16 protein-coding genes are annotated in these 23,756 nt (G+C 35.7%); 10 read left to right on the top strand and 6 right to left on the bottom strand.

Annotated features, from left to right (window positions below; all coding sequences use genetic code 11):
• The first annotated feature begins 33 nt into the window (after window positions 1–33).
• The 4 genes from DWB61_RS05750 (at window position 34) to DWB61_RS05735 (ending at window position 5,915) form a co-directional block, all read left to right on the top strand.
• A complete protein-coding gene (locus tag DWB61_RS05750) occupies window positions 34–753 on the top strand; it encodes a M48 family metallopeptidase (RefSeq protein ID WP_125029946.1) in 720 nt (239 codons plus the stop codon).
• A 26-nt stretch (window positions 754–779) separates the two neighbouring features.
• Window positions 780–1,166 (top strand): hypothetical protein, encoded by a 387-nt coding sequence (locus tag DWB61_RS05745; RefSeq protein WP_125029945.1) that lies wholly within the window; start codon window positions 780–782, stop codon window positions 1,164–1,166.
• Between the two features lie 286 nt (window positions 1,167–1,452).
• A complete protein-coding gene (locus DWB61_RS05740) occupies window positions 1,453–4,932 on the top strand; it encodes a hypothetical protein (RefSeq protein WP_125029944.1) in 3,480 nt (1,159 codons plus the stop codon).
• A 263-nt stretch (window positions 4,933–5,195) separates the two neighbouring features.
• On the top strand, window positions 5,196–5,915 hold the full coding sequence (locus DWB61_RS05735) for a protein-L-isoaspartate(D-aspartate) O-methyltransferase (RefSeq protein WP_125029943.1): 720 nt from the start codon (window positions 5,196–5,198) through the stop codon (window positions 5,913–5,915).
• A gap of 227 nt (window positions 5,916–6,142) precedes the next feature.
• Here the strand turns inward: DWB61_RS05735 and DWB61_RS05730 are convergent, their stop codons facing one another.
• The 5 genes from DWB61_RS05730 to DWB61_RS05710 all read right to left on the bottom strand — a co-directional run bounded on the left by DWB61_RS05730 (window position 6,143) and on the right by DWB61_RS05710 (window position 13,201).
• A complete protein-coding gene (locus tag DWB61_RS05730) occupies window positions 6,143–7,318 on the bottom strand; it encodes a TolC family protein (protein ID WP_125029942.1) in 1,176 nt (391 codons plus the stop codon).
• Window positions 7,315–10,404: an efflux RND transporter permease subunit gene (locus DWB61_RS05725; RefSeq protein ID WP_125029941.1), complete on the bottom strand. Its 3,090-nt coding sequence runs from the start codon at window positions 10,402–10,404 to the stop codon at window positions 7,315–7,317. Before DWB61_RS05725 ends, DWB61_RS05730 begins: the two co-directional genes overlap by 4 nt.
• A 101-nt stretch (window positions 10,405–10,505) precedes the next feature.
• On the bottom strand, window positions 10,506–12,032 hold the full coding sequence (locus DWB61_RS05720) for an efflux RND transporter periplasmic adaptor subunit (protein ID WP_125029940.1): 1,527 nt from the start codon (window positions 12,030–12,032) through the stop codon (window positions 10,506–10,508).
• 148 nt (window positions 12,033–12,180) lie between these two features.
• A complete protein-coding gene (locus DWB61_RS05715) occupies window positions 12,181–12,495 on the bottom strand; it encodes a hypothetical protein (protein ID WP_125029939.1) in 315 nt (104 codons plus the stop codon).
• Window positions 12,496–12,793: 298 nt separating this feature from the next.
• Window positions 12,794–13,201 (bottom strand): hypothetical protein, encoded by a 408-nt coding sequence (locus DWB61_RS05710; RefSeq protein ID WP_125029938.1) that lies wholly within the window; start codon window positions 13,199–13,201, stop codon window positions 12,794–12,796.
• 418 nt (window positions 13,202–13,619) lie between these two features.
• On the opposite strand from DWB61_RS05710, the gene DWB61_RS05705 reads away from it, so the two are divergent.
• Window positions 13,620–15,527, top strand: a complete 1,908-nt coding sequence (locus tag DWB61_RS05705; protein WP_125029937.1) for an ABC transporter permease — start codon at window positions 13,620–13,622, stop codon at window positions 15,525–15,527.
• Between the two features lie 81 nt (window positions 15,528–15,608).
• Entirely contained in the window at window positions 15,609–15,992 is a 384-nt protein-coding gene (locus DWB61_RS05700; RefSeq protein ID WP_125029936.1) for an ABC transporter permease, read from the top strand.
• Window positions 15,993–16,089: 97 nt separating this feature from the next.
• Here the strand turns inward: DWB61_RS05700 and DWB61_RS05695 are convergent, their stop codons facing one another.
• Entirely contained in the window at window positions 16,090–17,184 is a 1,095-nt protein-coding gene (locus DWB61_RS05695) for a gamma-glutamyl-gamma-aminobutyrate hydrolase family protein (RefSeq protein ID WP_125029935.1), read from the bottom strand.
• 227 nt (window positions 17,185–17,411) lie between these two features.
• Between DWB61_RS05695 and DWB61_RS05690 the strand changes: the two genes are divergently transcribed.
• The 4 genes from DWB61_RS05690 to DWB61_RS05675 all read left to right on the top strand — a co-directional run bounded on the left by DWB61_RS05690 (window position 17,412) and on the right by DWB61_RS05675 (window position 23,572).
• Entirely contained in the window at window positions 17,412–17,840 is a 429-nt protein-coding gene (locus tag DWB61_RS05690; protein WP_125029934.1) for a pyrimidine dimer DNA glycosylase/endonuclease V, read from the top strand.
• A 93-nt stretch (window positions 17,841–17,933) separates the two neighbouring features.
• Window positions 17,934–18,092 carry a lipocalin family protein gene (locus DWB61_RS05685; protein ID WP_125029933.1) on the top strand — a complete coding sequence of 53 codons (159 nt, stop codon included), beginning with the start codon at window positions 17,934–17,936 and terminating at the stop codon, window positions 18,090–18,092.
• A gap of 512 nt (window positions 18,093–18,604) precedes the next feature.
• Window positions 18,605–20,104, top strand: coding sequence for an alpha/beta hydrolase family protein (locus DWB61_RS05680; protein ID WP_125029932.1), 1,500 nt, complete (start codon window positions 18,605–18,607; stop codon window positions 20,102–20,104).
• A gap of 432 nt (window positions 20,105–20,536) precedes the next feature.
• The gene (locus tag DWB61_RS05675; RefSeq protein ID WP_125029931.1) at window positions 20,537–23,572 is read left to right on the top strand and encodes a sensor histidine kinase; all 3,036 of its coding nucleotides are present in this window, start codon (window positions 20,537–20,539) and stop codon (window positions 23,570–23,572) included.
• The last annotated feature ends 184 nt before the right edge of the window (window positions 23,573–23,756 follow it).

Genomic DNA, 23,756 nt, shown 5'->3' with positions numbered 1-23,756 from the left:
GCTTTGCCTCCTGGGTAAAGCTATTTTTTATTTATGAAGATTGAGAAGAAGATAAGACTTGATGGTTTAGGGGAAGTAACTCTTAAAAAGGATTCACGTTTTAAACGTTTATCCTTACGGATGGCACCCAATAAGGGCATCTGGATTAATGTTCCTACTCTTTTGGATTGGCAGACCGCTATCGATTTTGCACAAAGTCATAAAGATTGGATTGCTAAACAAAATTTAAAAATTCAAGCGAAGGAAAACCAAAATTTATTTTTCGATTTGGATACTGTTTTTAAAACTAAGTATCATGAATTGAGAATGAATCCTTGCAATGAAAATCGAGTTAGTGCAAGTGTCAAACAGTGCTTGATTCAAATCAATTATCCAGAGAATTTCGATCTTAAAACGGAAGGCTTTCAGGATTTTATCAAAAAGATGATAATCGAAACACTAAGAAAGGAAGCCCAATATGTTTTGCCTAAACGTTTAGAAGAGCTAGCTCAATCCTTTGGTTTTAAATTCAATAAAGTTTCAGTTCGAAATGCCAGTACCCGTTGGGGATCTTGTTCTGGAGATAATAATATCAGTTTAAATCTTCATTTAATGCGTTTGCCTGAACATTTAATTGATATGGTCTTACTTCACGAATTATGTCATACCATTGAGAAAAATCATTCAAAATCATTTTGGGATTTGTTGGATAAAGTTTGTGATAATGTGCCTGCAAAACGTAAGGAAATGAAAGCTTATACAACGTATTTTTAGGTGAGAAAAGGATTAATACAAAGAAAATGAATAAAGAACTATATATTCTGGTTGGGCTGAGTGTTTTTGCATTTTTGTTAGGGACTCAGTTAAAAAAGAAATTTTCAAAGAAAGCAGTCGAAGAGCCAAAGATTCTTAAAAATCAACGCTCTAAAATGGCCAAGCAATCACAGGAAATTCCTGGAAAGAAGCCAAGCAAACACCCTAAAATCAAAAGCTTTTTTCTTTGGCTTCAAGTTGTGGTCTTATTTTTTATCATCGTTTTTATGATGCCTGCATTGTCACGCGATATTATGCTAGCAGAAGGCAACTACGATCAGAAGCTTATTCTGCGGATTTTGATTGTTGCTTTTGCTGCTTACACCCTGTTTATTGGCCTAAATAAGCTTTTTAAGAAGAAAGGGAAGTGGTAAACTGATTTATAACATATATTTTTAGCTCATCTGGGGCTATTTGAAAGAGTTTTATTTATCGATTTAGATGAATAAAGCTCTTTTTTGATATAAATAGGCCATTATTGTGATATATTTTATTCAGTCTTAAATCGTTTTCGGAGAGCGCTCTTATAGTATATGAAAAATTATTGAATTTTTAAATGATAAACAGCATATAAGAGTCTTTTAATGCATTTTTTAGGATAGATATTTTCTGTAAATTTGATACGGACACAGTCTTAAAAAGCTATTAAAAACTCAAGATATGGAGAATATTAAAACAACTTATCGCGAAATCCAATCGAAAAATGGAGAGGTCGCTCAGAAGGATCTGATTCGTTATATTAATCTGCAATTAGCAGCTATGGGACAACCAATCTTTAATGAAGAAGATGACGAATTGTCTGATGCTAAATTTATTGCGTTGACAGATAGTTTGATTCAAAATTATCGTGTGAAATCTCGTTTACTTGCGGATCATCACTGTCCTTCAGACCAGCGTATTCAGAACTTTCTGAATGAATATTTTAAAGAATTGAATCAGGAAGTCCCTCAGTTACCGACTTCAACGTTTACTTTAGATCAGGAAGGGATTGCTCGTGAGCTAAGTTTACCACCACATAAGAATGAATATATAACTGATTATTTAAGTTCATACCGTATAAAACAAGGTGTCCTGCACAATCCTAAGCACGATAGAAGAACGACCAAAGGTTCATTTCATATTGTAGAAGGAAACTTACCTGCACCACTAGATAAGATAGAATTACCAAAGTATGCATTCCTGAAGTTTTTGGATTCTGCTTTTAATCCATCAGATAAATTTAAAACACTTCCTTTTACAGCAACTCAAGACGAGAAAGCCAAAATGATGGTTTCATTGTTATTGCGTCCTGTTGTATGTCCTGAGGTGAAAGGTGTTATTTCTCAGAAATCAATGGAAGTGCGTTTCTTTGTGCCAGGAGCTTTCGTTAGTAACCTCGATTTTGTTGAATCTATTTTTGGTAATGCGGGTGATCCTCACTTGCCTTCGAATGATGCTGGTTTGGATATTGAACATTGGACCGGTCATACGGGTTGTGTTGTGTTGGCTCCACAATTGTTGGAATTGACTAAGAAAGAGCTTGGTTTACCTCATTACGACAAGGCTACAGAACGTCAGCGTAACGATGGTGTTTGTTGGAAAGAAGAGAATGAACTTTATAACGGCGGACAACCCTTTAAGGTAACTTGTAGAAGCGAGGAAGGTGTGGTTATTACACTTATTGCCGATAACTACTTTGGATACTCTAAAAAAGAAATTAAAACCCAGATCAGTTTCTCGGCTAACCTATATGGTTTGGCAGAGGAAGAGCATTCAGGTGGCGCCATTGCGTTTCCACGTAAGAATTTAGGTGATAATTTCGACGGAACACTTTTTATGAATAACATTCTTAAGAAGCAATATGTTTTCGACGAAGTGATGAAGCAATTAGGCGATACTGTTGATGTAAAATCTGAAGGATATGCAGTTGATAAAGAATATGAGAATATTATTTATATCGATGGACATGCCAAGATTGATTTATATAAAAGTACAGTAAGTTGGGTAAAGGACGGTCAAGATCAAACGATTCGTTTAATGCCTGGGCATTATTACGTGCATCCATCAGGCTATAAATTACATATGGAAAAACATCCATCAGCTCCATCATGGCGCTTGGTGAGTACTTATGCGGAGGGAACTTTCTGCCATAAGCCATGTACGGTATCTGGTGGAGGTAAGTCTGAAATTTCGAAGTCACTATTAAATGCCATTATCTACAGTTCATTCTACATTCAGGATATGGATAATGATTTTGATATGGCAGATGAAGTGTTTAATTACGACTATTCAAATCGTTGGAAAGATCATTCTGATCGCTCTCAGCCTTCACGTCCATTATTGAATTCAAAACGTTCTTTAGGGTCAGTTGTTAAACTGCTAACGCCTTCGAAATATTATACCGAAGAGTATAACAATTACTTACAATCTATACCAGACCATGTAAAAGGATTGGTTCTTTTCATCAAACGATTCTACCGCGAAGGTCGCACAGGTCGTGATTGGAGAAATTATTTCTCTGTGGATATGGTGAATGGTAAGAAAGGGCACGAATTACTTTATAATAACCGTAAGATTGTAGCAAGTTATTTACGTGTTGGTTTTGCAACAGATAATTCATGGTTCCTTCATAAATTACGTCAGGACTTTATCGCTTCTGCAAAAATCCAAATGGAGGATGATATCACCGCTTCAGTAGTTTTACCTACAAGCAGTCTTTCATATTTGAATGAGGCTTACGACAACAAGTCGGTTAAGATTACAACCAACTGTGAGCGTCGTTTCTTCCAACGCCCTGATGAAGCCGTTCATAGAGGATACGATAAGGAAGCAGAGGCAGATCTTTCGATGAGAGGTAATTTTACATCGAACTACGAACCAATGACTACAGAAGACGGTCAGGAGTTAATGGCTGATGCCATTGGTTTTGATCTATATACCAAGCCTATTCAGGATTTGATACGTAAAGGTGCTAACAGTGAAAAAGGCAATTACTTTATCACGCCATCTCATACACGAATTGTAAATGGTGCACCTTCTCAAAACCCACGTTACTTGCAAATTCGTCCAGATTTGGTAAACCCAATCGACGATAAGTTGGCAGAGGTTGGTGTTCGTTTGGCTAGAAAAATTCCTATGGATCAGCCTGTTCATCATCCTGTAAATGCTGTATTACCAGGACGTCGTAATAACCCTGCCGATAAGAAAGCAGGCATTCGCGCTTTGAGTGTTTACAATCCAATTCATTATCAAGAGTTACCTGAATTGTTTATGGACTTTATTTGTTCTCTAACAGGTAAATCACCATCTACAACAGGTGCTGGTACAGAAGGAGCATTGACCAAAGGACCTTTCAATATGTTGAGTCCAACAACTGACTTGAATAATGCCTTATTATCTTATATTATCACTGGATACCAAGGATTTTCATCAGCTGCAGGACATGTAGGAACTGAGAACCGTTTCGATCATGATGTTTCTTTATTGATTCCTGAACTTTGGTGTCGTTTAAGTGAAGATAGCCGTGATCCTAAACATTTAATTGAAGAAGGTTCTCTTGAGAAAATGAATGACTTCGAATATAATGGTGAAAAGATTCACGCAAGTCGTTTGGGTTACCGTATTACTGAAGGTTTCCTTTTCCGTTATTTGAACAGAATTTTTGATGAGCCTCAGAATGTATTCAACGAAAGAATGTTGAAGCCTGAGATTCAAGATATGGAAGCTTTTGCTGATGGTATCAAGAATATTGTTGAAGCACAAGAGAAAGTGGCTATCAATTACTTTAAGGACGATAGTATATCTGCTGCAATTCCACCATTACAAGTCTTATTGAGCATCATGGCCTTTGGTCAGTACGATGGCAAAGAGATTAGTGATCCTGAGTTGCGTAAGATGTTTGATCGTGATGTGGTGATCAATTCTGATTGGTATAAAGCTCGATTGAAGCGTAAGCAAGATATCGATATTCAATACTTCGTGAAACAAATTGATTATTTGAATAATTTCATGGCTGATAAGAATAATTCAGAATGGAATGAAACGATGGATCTTGAAGATCGTTTAGCTAAAGCAAAATCAGAGCTTGAGCACGTGAAAACTGAAGCTTATCTTGAAAGCCTGGTTGGAACAATTGGAGCAGATCCTTTGTTCAAAAAATAGTTCTCATTTAATTAGGTCGATATATTCTTAAAAGATTATTAAACTAATTAGGAGTATGGTATCATCAGATCCTGTTAAACTTAAGTTTGACAGGATCTGTTTTTTTACACTTCACAAGCCTAATTACCAGTCACTTGTTAATTACTCTCTAACGATCCTATTTTATGCTTTGTGAGGATTTGTTTAAAACATAAAGAATGCCCTTGAATGGCCATAATATTAAAGATATTATCGTAACTTTATTTTGTACAAAAAAGAGAATAATGAATAGATACCTAATAATAAGTTTCTTCTTTTTGGGGTTTTTGTGTGGCCAGAATGGAGAAGCTAGAGCTCAAGATATGAATTATAAGGAATTGCGTTATAAAATGGTTAAGGAGCAGATTGCCGCCCGGGGTATTAAAGAAAGGGCTGTAATTAAAGCGATGCAAAAAGTTGAGAGACATTTATTTGTTCCCAGTCAGTTCCGTCATTTAGCCTATTCAGATTCTCCTTTGCCTATTGGATTTGGGCAAACCATATCTCAGCCTTATATCGTTGGTATTATGACCCAACTTTTGGATATCAATTCGAAGAGTAGGGTTCTTGAAATTGGAACAGGTTCAGGTTATCAGGCTGCTATTCTGGGAGAACTATGCAAAGAAGTATATAGCATTGAAATTGTGGAGGGGCTCGCTTTAAAAGCTAAAACAACAATTGAGTCATTAAATTACGATAATCTGCACCTAAAATGGGGCGATGGTTATATAGGATGGGAAGAACATGCGCCCTATGATGCCATTATAGTCACTTGTTCACCGAGTAAAATACCACAGGCTCTGATTGATCAATTGGATGAAAATGGTCGTCTCGTTATCCCAATAGGAGAAAAGAATGTGAAAAGTCTGGTTCTACTGAAAAAGATAGATGGAGAATTGGTTAGAAAGGATGTTATTCCTGTTCGTTTTGTTCCTATGATTGATGAACGAGGGAAAGAATATTAAAATTTAGGTAGCAAGATTCTATATTAATCGGATCGATTATTGCTTATAGCATATAAGGAAAATCAGATCACAACAGACTAAAGTTTGCTGTGATTTTTTTTGCTATTGTCTTTTATATTCAGACTTGTAATGAGATTGTGAAACAAAAAAACCAGCTGAAATAATTCAACTGGTTTATTAAAGGTATTTCTTTAGCTAAGTTCTATTACCACTAAAGGGGACGAAGTTTATAGCTGGTGTTTTAACAAATCAGCAACAGCCAAATGGTATTCTTTCTCAACTTGTAGGTAGGTATCGTAACTTTCGTAGAAATAGATACTTTCCATAAAGTACTCAATGCTCGATATCTGCCCAAAATCAAGTGCCTTTTTCAAAAGTTCATTCATATTACTGCCATCAAGAATTAAGCGGTATTCATCAAGAGAAGCTTTTAAACCCTGATAGTTCTGATAGTTTTTCTGAATGTCTGAAAGAACCATCTTCTCCTGTGATAGAAACTGACTTTCCTGTGACAGTTGGTTCAACTTAGCAAATTTAACCTTATTGCGACTTTCCCACAGAGGAATACTAATACCCACATTTATACCATTGTAAGACTTGTTGATATCAGAGTTCAGGTAACGGTAACCCAAACTTAGCTTAGGTAAGACCTGATTCTTTGCCAAACGGGTCTGTTTTGATGCAATATCCATATTGGCTTTCATTTGATTCAAGCCAGGGCTATTGCTTAGAACATCCATTTCAAGCTTTGATAAGTCTTCTTCAAGTGAAACCTTAGGGTAAAGAATTGTTTTGAATTCAATTGGTTGGCCACCATTCAGTTGTTTCAACTCTTGTTTTAGGTTGATGATTTGCGTATTGCAAAGCTGAAGTTGATTCTTGATATTCAATAAAACAATCTTCACCTTATTCATCTCTAAAATATTGGCATCACCTTTTTCAAGCTTCTTCTGAAAGAAAGAAACTAATTTCTGAGCGTTCTCGTAACGAATGCTTAATTGCTCTTTTTGTTTATTCTGATAAATCAAATTCAAACATGTTTTTTTAGCACTTAGGAGAATATCCTGTCGACTTTGCTGCATGAGATTGCTAAGATTAGCCGTTTTTGCTTTCCTAATCTTATTCTTGTACAAATAAACCGTAGGGAAATCGAAATCCTGGCTGATAAGAATCTCATAAGGATTTCCATCTGAATCGGAGAAGTTTTTTTCATACTCAATCTCAGGATTGGCTAAATTCATCTCTGTTTTGAAACCTATCTTTTGCGATTCGATATAGTTATTCTGAGCTTTTAAACTCAAATTATTAGTCTCCACAGCCTGAAGAATCTCTTTTAGGTCTGATTGAGCCTGAACATTCAGACTCAATCCTATAGCAAATAGACCCATTAATATTGATCTCATATTGATTTCTTTTTAGAGTTTAATAATAGATATACAATAGGAATAATATACATATTTAGTAGGGTAGACGTTAATAGACCACCTAAAATCACAACAGCCATTGGGCTCTGAATTTCGTTACCTGGTTCATCACCCCCAAGAGCCATCGGAACCAAGGCTAAGGCAGCAGTTAAGGCTGTCATTAAAATCGGGCTCAAACGGTGGATCGATCCTTGAACAATAATTTCTTTTATCTCTAGGCCTTTATCTAACATACTCAGGTAATTTGAGATGAGTAGAATACCATTACGTGTGGCAATACCAAAGAGGGTAATGAAACCAATAATAGCAGGAATACTAAGCATTCCAGAGGTAAAGTAAATGGTAAAAACACCTCCAATTAATGCTAAAGGTAAATTTAATAAAATAATACTAGCTAATTGGAATGAACGAAATTCCTGAAACAATAATAAAAAGATAATCAAGAATGAGATGATAGAAGTCAAGGCTAAAGTCTTCGATGCCTTTGCTTCACTTTCAAACTGTCCTCCAAATTCAATCCGATACTCTTCAGGAATTTTGATATCCTGATCAACCGCTGCTTTAATATCTGTTACTACAGAGCGTAAATCTCTTTCTGCAACATTGGCAGATACAACCAACTTACGTTGTACATTTTCACGACTTACTGTGTTTGGACCCGATAGAGATTGAATATCCGCCACATAGCTAAAAGGAATTTTCTTGCCATCCCAAGTGTCGATTAAAGCATTACGAAGTGCGTCAATATTACCACGATTTTCTTCATTATATCGAACAACCAAGTCGAAAGCCTTAACACCTTCGAATACATCTGAAACCTTTTCACCTGCAAAGGCGATATCGATAAAGTCAGAGAAATTCGAGATGGAGATACCATACTTAGCTAACATGTCGCGTTTAGGGCGAATCTGAATCTGCGGAATCTCAACTTGCTGCTCCACATTTATATCCACAACGCCTTCTATTGATTCTATAGAGCCCTTTATCTCATTGGCCATTTGAAACATCTTGGAAAGATCGCTACCAAAAATTTTAATGGCAATATTTGCTTTGGTTCCCGATAGAATATGGTCGATTCGGTGACTCAAGGGTTGTCCTATTGCAAAGTTAACACCTGCAATCTCACCCAATTTACTACGGACATCAGCAAGAAATTCAGCCTTTGTTCTATCCGTTAGTGTGAATGGTACTTCAATCTCCGATGTATTCACACCAAAAGAGTGTTCATCCAATTCAGCACGACCTGTACGACGAGCCGTTAGTCTAGCTTCAGGAATTGTTATGAGTGCTCTTTCTGCAAGGTTCTTTATTTTGTTCGATTCTTCAAGAGATATGCCTGGCTTTGTAATTGCAGTAATGGTAAGCGATCCTTCATTAAAATCAGGAAGAAAGTTACGTCCCAAGCTACTCATGATAATAAGTGAAGCAATAAACAGGACGCTTGCTGATCCTAGAATAAAGTATTTAAACTCTAAGGCCTTATTTAATGACTTTTCGTAAAGTTTATTCAAATTGGTAACCAACCAACTTTCTTTACCCTTACGATCTAACATTTTGTCGTTCGTCAGCATAAAGCTACAAAGAACAGGAGTTACGGTAAGCGCTGTAATTAAAGATGCAAATAGCGAAACAATAAAGGCAATCCCAAGTGGTTGAAGCATTCGACCTTCCATACCAGTAAGGAAGAAAAGGGGTATAAATGCCGCAATAATAATAAAGGTTGCATTTATAATTGAAGACCGAATTTCGCAGGAGGCACTATAAATCACAACAAGTGACTTCTCTCGTTTTTCTTTAGGCAGCTTGAAATTCTGTCGAAGCCGTTTATAAACATTCTCAACATCGATAATCGCATCATCTACGAGATCACCAATAGCAATAGCCATACCTCCCAGAGTCATTGTATTAATAGTAATTCCCAATAGCTTCAGTGTAATGATCGTGAAGAGTAGTGATAAGGGGATAGCCAATAATGAGATAAGTGTTGTGCGGTAATTCATTAGAAAAACCAATAGAATGATAATCACGAAGATTGAGCCTTCGTATAAGGCTTTCTTTACATTACCAATTGAGTTTTCAATGAAATCGGCTTGACGGAAAATATGCGTATTGACCGAAACATCTTCAGGCAAGCCTTTTTTGATATCAGCAATTGCCAGATCTAGTTTTTCAGTTAGTTTTAACGTATTGACACCTGGCTGTTTCTTTACCGTTAAAAGAACGGCTGAATTGGCATTAACACTGGCTAAACCAATTCTGGGAGCAGGAGCCTCAACAAGCTCAGCGATATCGCTAATTCGTATAGGAGATTTTTTATAAACCTTAACAACCGAATTCCCTAGTTCACTTATATTAGAAGTACGAGCAATGCCACGAATATTATATTGATTACCAAATTCGTTGATGAAGCCACCTGCAGAGTTTTCGTTTGTTGCATTAGCCGCTTTCATCAATTCATCCAGACTAATATTATAATGCCGCATCTTCTGAGGGTTGGCTAGAATCTGGTATTGCTTGAAATCTCCACCCGTCACAACAACCTGTGCCACCCCATTGAGAGCCAATAACTGCGGACGAATATTCCAGTCAGCCAATGTTCTAAGATCCATGCTGGATGTTTGGTCTGCCTGAAGACCAATCATCATCACTTCACCCATAATGGATGACTGTGGTGCTAATGTCGGACTACCCGTTCCTTTAGGAAGAAGATCTGAAATCGCCATCAGCTTCTCACTCACAATTTGGCGAGCCAGATAAATGTCGGTTCCCCATTCAAACTCTACCCAAACGATAGAAAATCCAGCTGAGGAAGATGAACGTAGACGTCTAATATTGGTTGCGCCATTTACGGCAGTTTCTATTTGAAATGTGACTAGTTTTTCCACCTCTTCAGGTGCCATGCCATGTGCTTCAGTCATCACAACCACAGTAGGGGCAGTCAGATCTGGAAACACATCTACATCCATATTGGCCGTTGTGTAGCTACCTCCAATAATCAGGAGAAAAGCCCCAAACATCACCAATATACGATTGTGTAGTGCGTATTGTATGATTTTATTTAACACAGTTTCTTGTATTTAATGATTGATGATTTTAGATTGATGATTACAATCCAAAATCCTTTAAATGTTCTTTAATTCTTAAATCAAAAATCCTAAATCGAAATCTAGTGTTCGTGTCCATGAGAAGGCAGTGCACCAGCCATTGAAGCTAATTTCACAAAATAGACGCCCTTGCTTACCACACGTTCTCCAGCTTTTAAACCACTTAGAATTTCAATTTCCTTACCATTATCCGATCCTATGGTCACAAAACGCTTCTCATAGCTTTCTCCTTCGGTTTGAACGAAGACGAAGAAGATAGATTGATCTTCTAAAACAGCAGACTTACTAATGCTTAAAACCTTGCGAGTACTTTCCGACTTTAAATAGACTTCGACATAAGAGCCCATATAAAGCTCAGGAATCTTGTTGATTTCGAAGAAAATAGGAGTCGTATAATCGTCTTGATGAATATCACGTCCATAGGCGATTAATTTACCATCTAATGCATCCGTATTATAGATTTCATCGCGATAGGGTAGTTTAAAGTTTGCTGAATGAATTTTTGATAACTGTGTTAAGTGTTTCTGGTATAAATCAGCCTTTAGAATTAGCGTTGAGTTTCTATCAACAATGCCAATCACTTGACCTTTTTCAACATATTCGCCTTCTTTCACAAAAATGTTACACACGTAACCGGTTGCCGGTGAAGCTACTTTGATTCCCTTTGTGCTGTAATCTTTAGATATCAATTGAAAATTAATATCAGCTTTTTCAAAGTTCGATTTAGCTTCATCAAACTCCCTTTCCGAGATGATTTGATCGGCACGTAAAGCTTCAGCTCTTTTGTAATTAGCTCGTGTTTTTTCAAACTCTGAACGAGCAGAGATAAAACGACTGGTTAAAGAATTATCAGAAAGACCATTTCCCGTGATATAGAATATGGCTTCATTCTTCTTGACTGGTTTCCCATTAACAATATCCGATGATGGCATATGAATAATTCCGCTAGACTGAGCTGAAATACGAATCTCACTATTGCTCGAGGCAATCAATTCTCCAGTGGTTTTAATAATCTTGTGAAAAATACCATGCTTCACATCTTCCGTTCCGAAATCTATTTTCCAGGCTTGTTCCTTTAAGAAGGCAGTCTGATTCTCTTTCTGCTGAGCTGCTAGTGCTTTAGTCGCTTTTTCTTCAGAGGCATAAACTTCAATGTTTTGAGCTTCGAAGCGTTCCTTACCAAATTTTGAATCGACTTCAATAATTAAAGTATATAAACCAGTCGTTTTAGGCTTTAAGCTAGGTGTGAATATTCCCAAAGAACTTGGCTTTTCAGCTGTATTACGGATGCCATTACCCTCTTTGTCAATTAAAGTGACTGTCACTTTCCCTTCGCTATAAGGTTTATAAGTCTCCAAACGCGTTAAATGCGTTAAGAATATTGAGACCTGACCGGCAACCAAGGGATGGAATTCTGCAAAGATTTCAGTTTTGTCAGAAAAAAGGGTCAGGGTTTGGTTCGTGTGTTCTTCATGACTTGCTCCACCTGTGACTTCATCATGAGAATGACCTTCATGACCCGAAGTGGCCGGTTTGCAGCTAATTATGGATAGAGATAAGCCAAGAGCTACCAAATATATTTTATTCATTGTGTGAGATATTTATAATGCTGTGATGGCTTCTATTACAGATTTTGTAAGACAGATAAAAGCCATTATTTTTATTATTGACTATTGATAATTAGTACGGTAAAGGGGGAAGAGTAGGGAAGGCGAATGGCCAACCCTATTCTAATTTTTAATGTTTGTGATCGCCATCAGCGTGATCGTGGTCATGACCTGCATGCTCATCTTCTACTTTTTTAGAATCGCAGCAAGATTTCTTTTCCTCAACAGTACAACCTGTTTGGCTGGCAGAACAACCCGTTTTTGTAGTTGAATCTACTTTGAATTCCTCCTGATGGTGTTCATGTCCTTCAGTACCATGCTCGTGTCCTTCATGATCATGTCCTTCATGTTGGTGTGCTTCTTCTTTTTTGGCTTTTTTAGCTGTGCTATTGCACGAAGTGAATGCCAATCCACAAATTGCCAAAGCAAACAATACTTTCTTCATGTTTAATTCTTTGTTTTTTTGAATTTTCCCATATCACACAATCTGTTGACTTAAATCAGCCATTACAAAGAATGTATTATGAGAAGAATCAGATTTGGTTAGTAAATAATTATCAATAAAAATATAATACGATTGTATTATACCGTGTACTACAGTTTGATAGCTTCTAGAAAGAACCTGACTAAATCGTTTAGCTTGAATGATAGATGAATTGACACCAAAACGAATGCATGCTCAATTCGTATAAACCGATGGGCATAGAAGGCACAGATCACTTTCTAAAAGAAAAAGAATCTAATTAAACTAGTGGAGGTCCACGTAAACCGCTGGCTTCCCGATAGGGTTCGGGTATGCTGATATGATTGGATACGTAGTGTCTTACAGGTATGTCTTCATCTGGAGCCAGTATATCGAGAATGATATGGCTGAGATAAACCTGAAACTTAAAATTCTTGAAAAAACGCAAATTGACAAAGGAACAACAGTCACTTTCAGTCTCTTTGTGAGAATGGGAAAGGTGCTGTGGGCTCTCGTGTGAATGGCAATCTGACGTATGAATGGCTTCGGGATGTGAATGACTACCTTTTACAAAGTTTGCCGAAGTATTCGTATCATGATGATGGTGAGGAATAATATCATGAGCCAGCATTACCAGTATCGGTAAAACTAAAATAAGACTCACTATTTGTTTATTCAATTTCCTCATAAAACATATTTCTGCATCAAAACTAAGTTTTTATTCTCGATATGCAAATTCTCGGATAAAAAATAATGTTAATTTTTAGATTAAGAGAGAGTTGCACTCCTGCAAAGCTTGTGTCTTTTTGCAGGATGATGTTGTTGACACTTTGAGTGCTTATTTAGAAGTATTCAAGGATAAGAATTTTGTAAAATAGAATGTGTTTTAAATACGATCTACTATATTTGTAGTATCAGTATTGGTAGTAGATTAATCTTGCCAAAATACAAATTCTGTTAATAATTAGTGTGTAGATGATTACATGGTAGCGTGAGGTTGGATTGAAGGGAGAGTATTGTTTTAAGTGAATGTAAAACTTAAGCTACTGACATGTTCTGATATCTATTTAGAAATAATTAGAATTTTACTAACCTAAGGCGCTTACATGTTTAGAAATTATTTAAAAACAGCACTTCAAAATCTAAAACAAAACTTTGTTTTTACGAGTATTAATATTCTGGGGCTTTCTATAGCATTGGCTGTCTCTTTTATTATTCTACTCTTTGTTATTAATGAGCTCTCTTATAATTCTTGCCATAAGCATAAAGATTCGGTTTACCGGCTTGTAGAGTATAAAAAGGATTATAAAAGCTTATGGGCGGGAACGCCTTATGTTTTAGCTTCTACTTTAAAGGAAGAGTTTCCACAAGTGGAGAAGGCGATTAATGTGCGAAATGTTAGAGGCTTTAATATAAAGCATAAGGAAGAGAATATCAGGATTAGAAGTGTCGTAGCAACAAATTCTGATGTTTTTGATATTTTTACACTGCCTTTATTAAATGGTGCCAATACGGGTGAATTGCTTAAAGATAAACATGCCATATGTTTATCCAGAAACCTGGCTGAGAAATTATTTTCTGATATTAATGTGGTCGGAAAACAAATCACGGCTACTATTAATAAAAAGGAAGAAGTTTTAACCGTCAATGCCGTTTTTGAAGACCTTCCTGAGAATTCAACATTTAAAGCTGAATGTTTTGTGAATTCTGAATGGAATTTAGCTCCTTTAAATAAAGCATTTGGGATTGATCATGTTGAAAGTAGCTGGGAACATGAGTTTTGGAGAACATGGGTTCGTTTGGTTGATGGTAGTGATCTAATAGCCGTAAACAATCAGCTTAGGAGTTTAGAGACTAAATACCTGGGTTCTGAGGCCAATACGGCTTTTTCTTTGCAGAGCTTGAATGACGTGTATCTTGCCTCATCTGATATTAATAATGCCGGCATGACGAGGAATCGCAGGACTCTCAAACTATTTTCAGGTATCGCTTTATTAATCATTTTGGTTGCAGCATTCAATTATATCATTCTTTCAACCGCCGTTTCATCCCGAAGGGCCAAGGAAATAGGCGTTAGAAAAACATATGGTGCCAACAACAAACAAATCAAATATCAATTTCTTGCAGAATCTGTTTTACTAAGCAGTATTGTTTTGCCCATTGCTATCCTTCTCATGTTTATTGTTTTACCCTATGCGAGAGAATTGTTTGGTGCAAACTTATCGATTATGAGATCCAATATTGCTACCTATTTGTTGGTTTATCTCATATTAACAGCACTTATTGGATTGGTATCGGGATTCTACACCTCACTTGGTTTATCAAGATTGAAGGTAGTGAGTATTCTGAAATCTCAGAATTTTACGGGTAGAAAGAAGCATGTTTTTCGTTCCTCGCTTATCGTTCTGCAGTTGGTTATTTTCTGTTTCTTTTTGGCTTCGGCCTTTACGATTCGATCGCAGTATCACTATTCAATAAAGAAAAATCCTGGCTTTAATAATACGAATGTCTTACTAATTGATGTCAAAGATAAAACAGCCTACAAGCCTTTGCTGAATGAAATTAAAGCGATTCCTAACGTGATTGGTGCGGCTGGATCGATGAATAGTTTACCTGTACTATCATCAATGGTGATGATGATGCCTCATTTTCAGGACAAGGAAAAACAGGTGAAAGTGGAAGGAATGGCTGTCGACTTCGACTTTCTGAAAACAATGGGAGTTTCCCTTAAGGAAGGGCGTTATTTTTCTCATGAATTTGGAGGCGATTCGAAAAAAGCCTGTATTCTGAATGAGAGCGCAGTGAAGCAATTTGGAATAGTCGATCCAGTTGGTAAGCAGATGGCTTCTCAATATGATATTATTGGCGTTGTCAAAGATTTTAACCTGCATTCTTTTCATTCTGAGACACCGCCATTAATGATTAGGATAACTGATAAGTATCTCAGACAAATTGCTGTACACTATAAGGAAGGGACACTCGATATGCTTTTGCCTAAACTTAAGCATTCATAGCAGAGGATCTGCAAAGATCAAGCCTTCGCCTATACCAGAATTGAAGAAACGATTAAGGAATTGTATTCTGAAGAAAGGAATATGAGTACAGTGGTCACCATTTCAGCCTTATTTACCATGCTGATAGCTTCATTTGGACTTTTCGGTCTAACGCTATTCTTAGCACAGAGTCGAACAAAAGAGATTGGTATCAAAAAGGTTATGGGCTGTTCGAATTCAACGATTATTTATTCTTTTTTACGATTGAATATGATTTATGTCATCCTTGCGGTTCTTATTTCAATTCCAATAACCATTTATGCCATGTCGGAATGGTTAAGCAATTATTCTGTAAGAGTTGAAATACAGTGGTGGTTCTTTGTTGTAGCATTTCTAATTGCAGCATTGGTTGTTAGTTTCACCGTTATAATACAATCCTATCGTGCTGCTAAATTGAATCCAGTCGACGCGATTAAATGCGAGTAGGTTCTTTCTAAAGGATGTCATAAAATGCCATATCAATAATAACAACAAAGCTCTCAGTGTATTCTTAGAGCTTTGTTGTTCTATAAGGTATTTTGATTTATAATTCCTGCAACCTTTCGTTAATGGCTCTCCAATAGGCTTTGTGGAAGTCCATACTTTCATCATCTATCCACTCAGGGAAGAATTTTGCTTCACCTTGAGGTGTGAATTGCACCTTATCCTTAGGTTTGTAGAAGCCAGATCGTTCAGGATGGAACTGAATACCAAAGACGTTTGGATATTTCTTATGGTATATGGCTTCAATAATCTTTCCATCGGTAGATAATGCCGAAACCTTAAAGCCTTTACCTAGCTTCTCAATGGCTTGATGGTGGTATGAATTGACCAGGGGACTATCTTTTTTATTAATTCCCGTTAGTTTCGAAAAGAAAGCCCCTTTGAAGTTGATCTGGTGAAAATGAAAGCCAGTGAGTTCTAGCTCATCATTCTCGGGCATTTGTCTGTAATAGTTTCTGTGAATCTCATTTTGGCTCAGTTTAGCCAGACCTTCACTTTCCACACCATTGTAGATTTCTGATGGAATATCCTGAATTAAGCTGCCACCCGTGGCAATATTCATGCTTTGCATGCCCAGGCAGATGCCATGAATCAGATAATTGGGCTTTTGTTTAAGTAAAGCTTCATAGCTTTTATCTTGAGAACCTCCCAGTAGATGAAAGATGAAAGAAGCCTCAAAATAATGACGATATGGATCATAAACTTTAGTTAATGGATTCTGCACTTCATTATAAAGCTCTGCTGGAATATCTGGTCCACCAAAGAAAAAGATTGCATCGCTATTAGCAAATAGTTCGTTAAACTCATCGCTGACTTCATTTTGCTGGTATAGCTGATTGGCGTATAGGCTATCCTTTAGTTCTACCAGATAAATATTTAGTGAAGTAAGCGTATCTAGTACAGCTTGAGATTTGGTATAGTCATATTGCTCACCGCTATGGTATAAACCAATTAATTGGATTGAATCCAGATTAAGCAAGCCTTTGTTTGATAGGATTGATAAGATTTCAATATTTCCAACCGTCGGGTGGGCAATTAAAATGCGTTTATTCAGATTGTCGGGTAGTGGCTTTAGAAGCTGTGCCTGCAAAAGAGTAACCGGTAAAAGCAGGAGTAAGAGTAACTTGAATTTCATGATGTTTTTCTTTCAATTAGTTTGAGGTCTGTTAAGTCTTATTCAAAAATAAGCTTTTATATCTGAAAACGACATATGCCCAAAGAGCTAGCTGTAAGCAATCGTATTGATGCAGCCTAAACGGTGTTTATAAGATCCTACAAGTCTAGTATTTAAGTTGATTCGTGAAAAGGGCGGTCAACTTATTTTTTTTAATAACTTTAGATGACTGACTTAAATAAAGGAGAATGAGAATTTGGTCTTTACACCCAAAATATCTTGATGCTAAAGGGCTTGTAGCACTCTGGCGAGAGACTCTATTGGCTAAAAATGTATTGGAGGGGCAAACAAAAGCTTATAGTAATCACCCACAATTGGATCGATTTAAAAAGTCGAACGATCCCATAAGATCAATTCATTATTACTTAGGTGTTGTCTGGCAGGAAGCAAATGCAAGAGGCTATAAGTTCGATAGTCGAAAATATAAGAATCTTGAGTTGATAAAAAAAATCAAGCTAAATACAGGGCAAATCGAATTCGAAAAAGAGCATCTTCTTAAGAAATTACGCCTTAGGGATGAGATAAAATACGCTGAACTGTGGTCTTTAGAAAGTGTTGAAATACATCCTTTATTTAATCAAATTGAAGGAGGAATTGAAGAATGGGAAAAAATATAAGTACGTTTTTTGTCTTTGTGTTATCATTGTGTTCATGTAAAGCAAGATACAACAACAACAACAACAAATAAATCAGTTGTGAAAGACTTTAATATGAATAAATATCTGGAATCTTGGTATGAGATTGCCCGTTTTGATCATCTTTTCGAAAGAAACTTGCTTGGAGTACGAGCAACTTATTCATACCAAGAAGATGGAATGATAAAAGTCGTGAATAGTGCCAATAAAGAGACGCTTGATGGGGAAAGATAAGAAGCTATAGGCAAAGCAAAGATTCCAGAGCCAATTCTCGTCAATCGGTCATATAAGAAAATTTATATAGAGAGTTGTTGAATAGAATAAAAAAAAAAAGGGTACGATCCCAGCAAACTCATTAGAGTTAAACAAAAAACAATCTAAGATCAGAAGAATCGTTTAACTTACATTCTGATTTAGGGAGTATACACGAGTCGATAGTTAATCTATTGACTCTTTTTTATGTCTATATAAGAAAGTTTTAAACTGCATGTAATGATTATTATTTAAAATAAAATGGATTTTATTTGTGAATACTCTGGCTTGATTATTTTGTGATAAAATGATTTATTCTATATCTTAATGAGCTCTAATTGATGACGAATGTCATTTTTCTAGAGAAATAATCGTCATAAAACTTGTTCGTTATAAATTAATATTATAATTTACAAGTTGATTAGTTGCATATACTTAAGTAAAATTAAGGCTTGATGATTAATAAAGGGTAGACCTAATACCACAATAGGACGATGAGAAGGCAAACGCTACATAAGGAAATACTAGGGATTCAAGATCTTGAGTCTTTTGATGCCTTTCAGTATTTTGAGAAACGTTTATCTAGTGTTCTCGAAACGCATTTATACGAATCATCTCCGGTACACCTTTTAAGTCATGAGGAGAAGCAAATGATATTTAGTTTACTGTGGTATGTTCGCTCGCCTCAAAGAGCACTAGAAAATGCCATCAGCGATTCAGATCTAAAAAACATAGGCGAGGAGTATCATCAAATAATTCGCAAGTTTAGGATCATTCACGAAGGCAAAGAGATTGCTCTACTAGATTATAATATATTGGCGGCCTTTTATCATGTTATATATCATGGGATAAAGAATATAAAGCGTACTAGTTTTTTAAAAGAAAACTTCGCGATATCAATTCTAGAAGGTGTATCTATGCTGAAGTCTGTCCCCAATATGTATACAGCTTGTTTTTCTATGCTCATCTCTCGTTTGAATAATGTTCGTAAGCAATATTACTCATTTGAAATGTTGCACAGCGATGGGCAAGGTAATTTAAGTATGACACTTACTCCTGTATTATCTATATATTGGGCAAGGCAAGAGTCTATGATGATACATCGAGCTTTTCGATCAGTTTATAAAGTGCCCAACCCACAAATTTCTACTAATATTAATTGGCTAAAAGTTCCTAGAGAAAAACTTGAATCACATTATTCGGGAAATACCAATGAGTTTAATTTGTATATTCAGACCCATGCTTTAAACCAAATTCAAGAATGTTTAGATATTTTCGATCAACAAGCGTTGAACGATATTGTGAGTTTTAATCTAAGACATATAAAAGCTTTTGAAATTTATAAGGGGAATCTTTTATTACCTATTCTAGTGTGTCATATCAAAGTTGGCTATTTGGTTTGTGATATCATAGATGATCGACTTGTGGCACGAACGTTCCGTTTTATACTGCATAACAATACCCCTGTGGGCGATAGCTTATTAGAAAATCATATTAATTCAAGTTTTAGTATAACATCTTGTCATATTGATAAATTGAGTCTCTTATTTAAGGTAGAAGATGAAGTGATTTTAAATTTGTATCAGGACGCAGGACTTGAAGATCTGTTTCGTTTGAAAAATTATAATTTAATGATAGATGCCATGCAAGAAGCAAATTATAAAGAGTTTCTTTCTTACATTAAGCAAGGAGAGGAAGCCGAATTGAGTGTCGCAAGTGTTAATCAAGAAGACTTAACTTTACAGGATTATTCATTAGTGAAACTGTTGGGTCTTTTGATATTGAACAGCTTAGGTTTAATTGTGGCACAAGTCATGAAGTTTTTTTATTCTTTAGCCAATACATTTAAGGGTATAGGTAAACAAAATGCCGACTTGAATGGGGAGCTTGAGAAACAAAGAACAATCGATCTTTCAAACGCAAAATTACTTATGCGTAAGGAATTAGATGTGGTACACGTTAAATCTGAAACGTATGAAGAACAGATGAGCTAATCATTTGTTTTTAGCATTCAAGCTTGAATGTTTCTAATGACTAAAATATGACCTATATACATTAAAAGTATTGCGATCGCTCATTAATATGTCGTCAATAGGGCTATTCGCAATCCAATTAAGCTTTACTCTTGAATAATTCACCTTTCAGCTAAGTTTTACTTAGCTAGAAGGTGTTTTTTTATAAAACTGATTTTTAGATGTAAATGGGACTCTATTTAAGAATAAGAATTAATTTATTGTTTATGAATTTAAACTACTAGTAGCCTTGAATAAAATATACAAACTGGAAGGGTTGTCAAATGATTGATATAATTATTGTTAGAAAGCACGAGAAGAAGAAGAGCTTTATATCTGTATTTAATTAAAATATTTTTTTCTGGAAAGTTTTATTCTTATTTTAGCTAGTAACACTATTAATCTATGGCTTAAATGAATTCATTTCTAATTCGGATATCGATTATTTGCCTATTGATACTTCCTCTATCTATAGTGTCTTCCAAATCTCAACGTACGGTTTTTAGTCTGAGCGAATATAATAAAGCGAATAATTTACCTGAAGAGTTAGTTAAAGATATTGTGATTGATGGATATGGGATGCCTCATTTCGCAACAGATAATGGTTTGTATGCCCTTATTCATGATGAATATCACCGCATTAGTCAACCCGAAAACAAGTCTTTTTTCTTTAAAGCCTTTTATATTCTTCAAGATCAGACAATTCTTGTTGTTACTGATGATGCAATTTACAAGCTAATTCATGGAGAAGAAAATAATCATTTGGAACTTTTTATCGATTGTAATAATGGAGATGAAGTCCCCAAATATCCTAAGAATATATATGAGGATAGTAAGAGTCAGATTTGGATAGCCGATCACGAAGATGTGTTTTCTTATAAGGGAGGAAAGCTGCATAAATATAAGATGGATGAGAAAAATAAAACGACGTCGTTTACGCGTTCTTATCAATTTGTGGAGCTAGATCAAGGACAAATTATAGTTGTCTCTCAAAAGGGGTGGTTTTATAAGTTAAACGACGAAACAAATTCCTTTGAAGAGATAAATGAAGTATCTGAGTTCAATGTTCATTCTTTATTCGTGCATAAAAGTAATGAGTTTCTTTTGGGAACTTCTAAAGGTCTAATGAATTACAAATGCTCTTCTGATGGACGTATTGTTGAGAAAAAATTGCTCGACCCTTATATTATCGCTTCCTCCATTATTCCCATAGAAAATGATCGATTTTTGCTAGGTACTTGGTTTCAGGGTTTAATCGAAATTCACCTACAAACTCAACTAAAAATTTATCCTGTTGGTGGTTTCCCCACGTTTACTATTAATAATATGCACAGGGATTGTTTTGGAACAGTTTGGGCTGCTACCAACTCTGGGGTTGTTCTTCTGGAAAAGAAATTCTTTTCGACACAGCTACTTAATAGCAATGCTGACTATGTGAATGATATCGTTAAGGATAGGAAATATGTCTACTTCTTAAATGGTAAAGACGTGTTTCGGGTTAATCCAAACAACAGTGTTGAGACTTATCTAGAATTAAAAACAAACAATTCAACAAAGTTGGGTATTTGGAACAATTTGATACTTGTAGGGAATGATAAAGGAGAGATAGATTGTTATAAGGATCATAAACTTATGTTTCATTTCAAGTTGTCGGATATGGATGTGACCGATATTGTCATCAATTCAAAATATGAAGCATGGGCCGTCAGTAATTCAGAACTATTTAAGCTTGATCTTTTAAATGGAAATCAAAAGTCATATTTACAGCAATTTGGTGGAGAGCGTATCGTGTTAGATGTAGAGTATTTTAATGAGACCGATTTAGTTATTTCTGGAGCTAAGTCAGGATCTTATTTGTACCAATATAAAAAAGAGGATGATAATGTAATGAATATCAGTGTCGAAGCCGATTTTATGAAGGGTGAGGAGTTTTGGACCACAGATATAGAAATTGATGGGGATAGTGTTTTTATTGGTAGTTCAATCGGTCTTATTAAATATCATGGTGGAGAAGTTGAGCGCCTAAGCTTAGGGGAATATACTAAGAAAGGGGTGGTTTCTGTAGTAAAAGATAAAAGAGGAGATTTATGGGTTAATGGAAGTAAAGGAGTTCTAAGAAAACAAGGGAATGATATCACCCTATTCACAAATGATGACGGATTACCATCTACGATTTCTCTTGTTGGGAACATGCTAATTGATTCTAGAGAAAAAATTTGGCTTGGTACTAGTAATGGTTTAACTTATTCTGACACCAAACAAAAGCCTAGGCGCAGTCCAAAACCTCTAATTTATGGTATCCTGGAGGATGAGTATGTTTCGCTTTTAAATAAGGAATATGAGGTGATAAAGAATACCACCATCCTATTGGATGTGAGCAGTGTGATTTATCCTCAATCAAAGAATCAATTTGAGTATTGCATCCAATCTAGGGTGAATAATAAAAAGGAATGGTTGCCATTGACGGAGAAAAATCAAATCCTTATATCTGATTTGAAAGTAGGCGATTATCAGCTTAATCTGCGTACCAAGCATGACGGTAATTATTGTTGGAGTGAAGAAACGATCTTACCTATCCGAGTAAATGAAGTTTGGTATTTGAGATGGTACAGTCTGTTTGTTTTATTTTTGTTCTTGATTGGCTTGATTTTCCTAACATATGTAACCAGTAAGAACAGAACCTATTTAAGGATGCTTACTTTAAAACGAATGATTAATGAAAAGACTCGAGATTTAGAACTAGTTAATCAGGAGTTGGAGACGGCTAACCTTGCTAAGGATAAATTTATTTCAATATTAGCTCATGATCTGCGCAATCCTTTTAATGCCATTAGGGGCTTCTCTCAAATTCTAGTTGATCATTCTATGGATTTAGATGATGATGAAAAAACAGAATTGATAGAGATGATCTATAAAAGTTCAGATGATACTTTTAAGTTACTTGAGAATTTGCTTGAATGGGCTAATGTTCAGAAGGGGAATTTAAAAGCAAATCCTGAATCATTCAACTTGAGAATTCTTATGCAGAATAATTTGGAGCTTCATCAGAAACTGGCTGCTGTAAAAAAAATAACGATTCGGGGAGAATTCCAGGATTTGTTTGTAAAAGCAGACAGGTATATGCTTGATACCGTAATTCGAAATTTAATATCTAATGCCATTAAATATTCTAATTCTGAAGATACCATTAATCTGGAAATTGAAGAAATGAGTGATATGGCAATGATTAAAATAATGGATCATGGAGTAGGAATGAGTCAAGAAAGAATAGATCAGCTTTTTCGCATAGATGCTATCAGCTCAACAGCTGGAACTTCCGATGAGACAGGTTCGGGTTTTGGTCTGATGTTATCCAAAGAATTTATTGACTTAAATGGTGGTAGAATTGAAGTCTCAAGTGAGAAAGATATGGGCACCGTTTTTTCAGTGTATATTCCTTTAGATAAATAATAAAGCCATTTTCACTTTCTTTATTAACGCTTTATTTTAGTCCTCGACCATGATTTTATTATAAGCTTATGAATGCTGTGTTTATTTATTCTAAATAAGGCGGAAATTCTTATCATACTTCTAAGTCTGTTAATGGTTTATAGGCAGAATGAGATTAGTTTAACAATCTACTTAACCACTTCTT

This window comes from Ancylomarina euxina (genome assembly GCF_003863355.1).
In the GTDB taxonomy this organism is placed as follows: domain Bacteria; phylum Bacteroidota; class Bacteroidia; order Bacteroidales; family Marinifilaceae; genus Ancylomarina; species Ancylomarina euxinus.
Note: the sequence above shows the minus strand (reverse complement) of the source record. Positions and strands in the feature narration are given on the sequence as shown.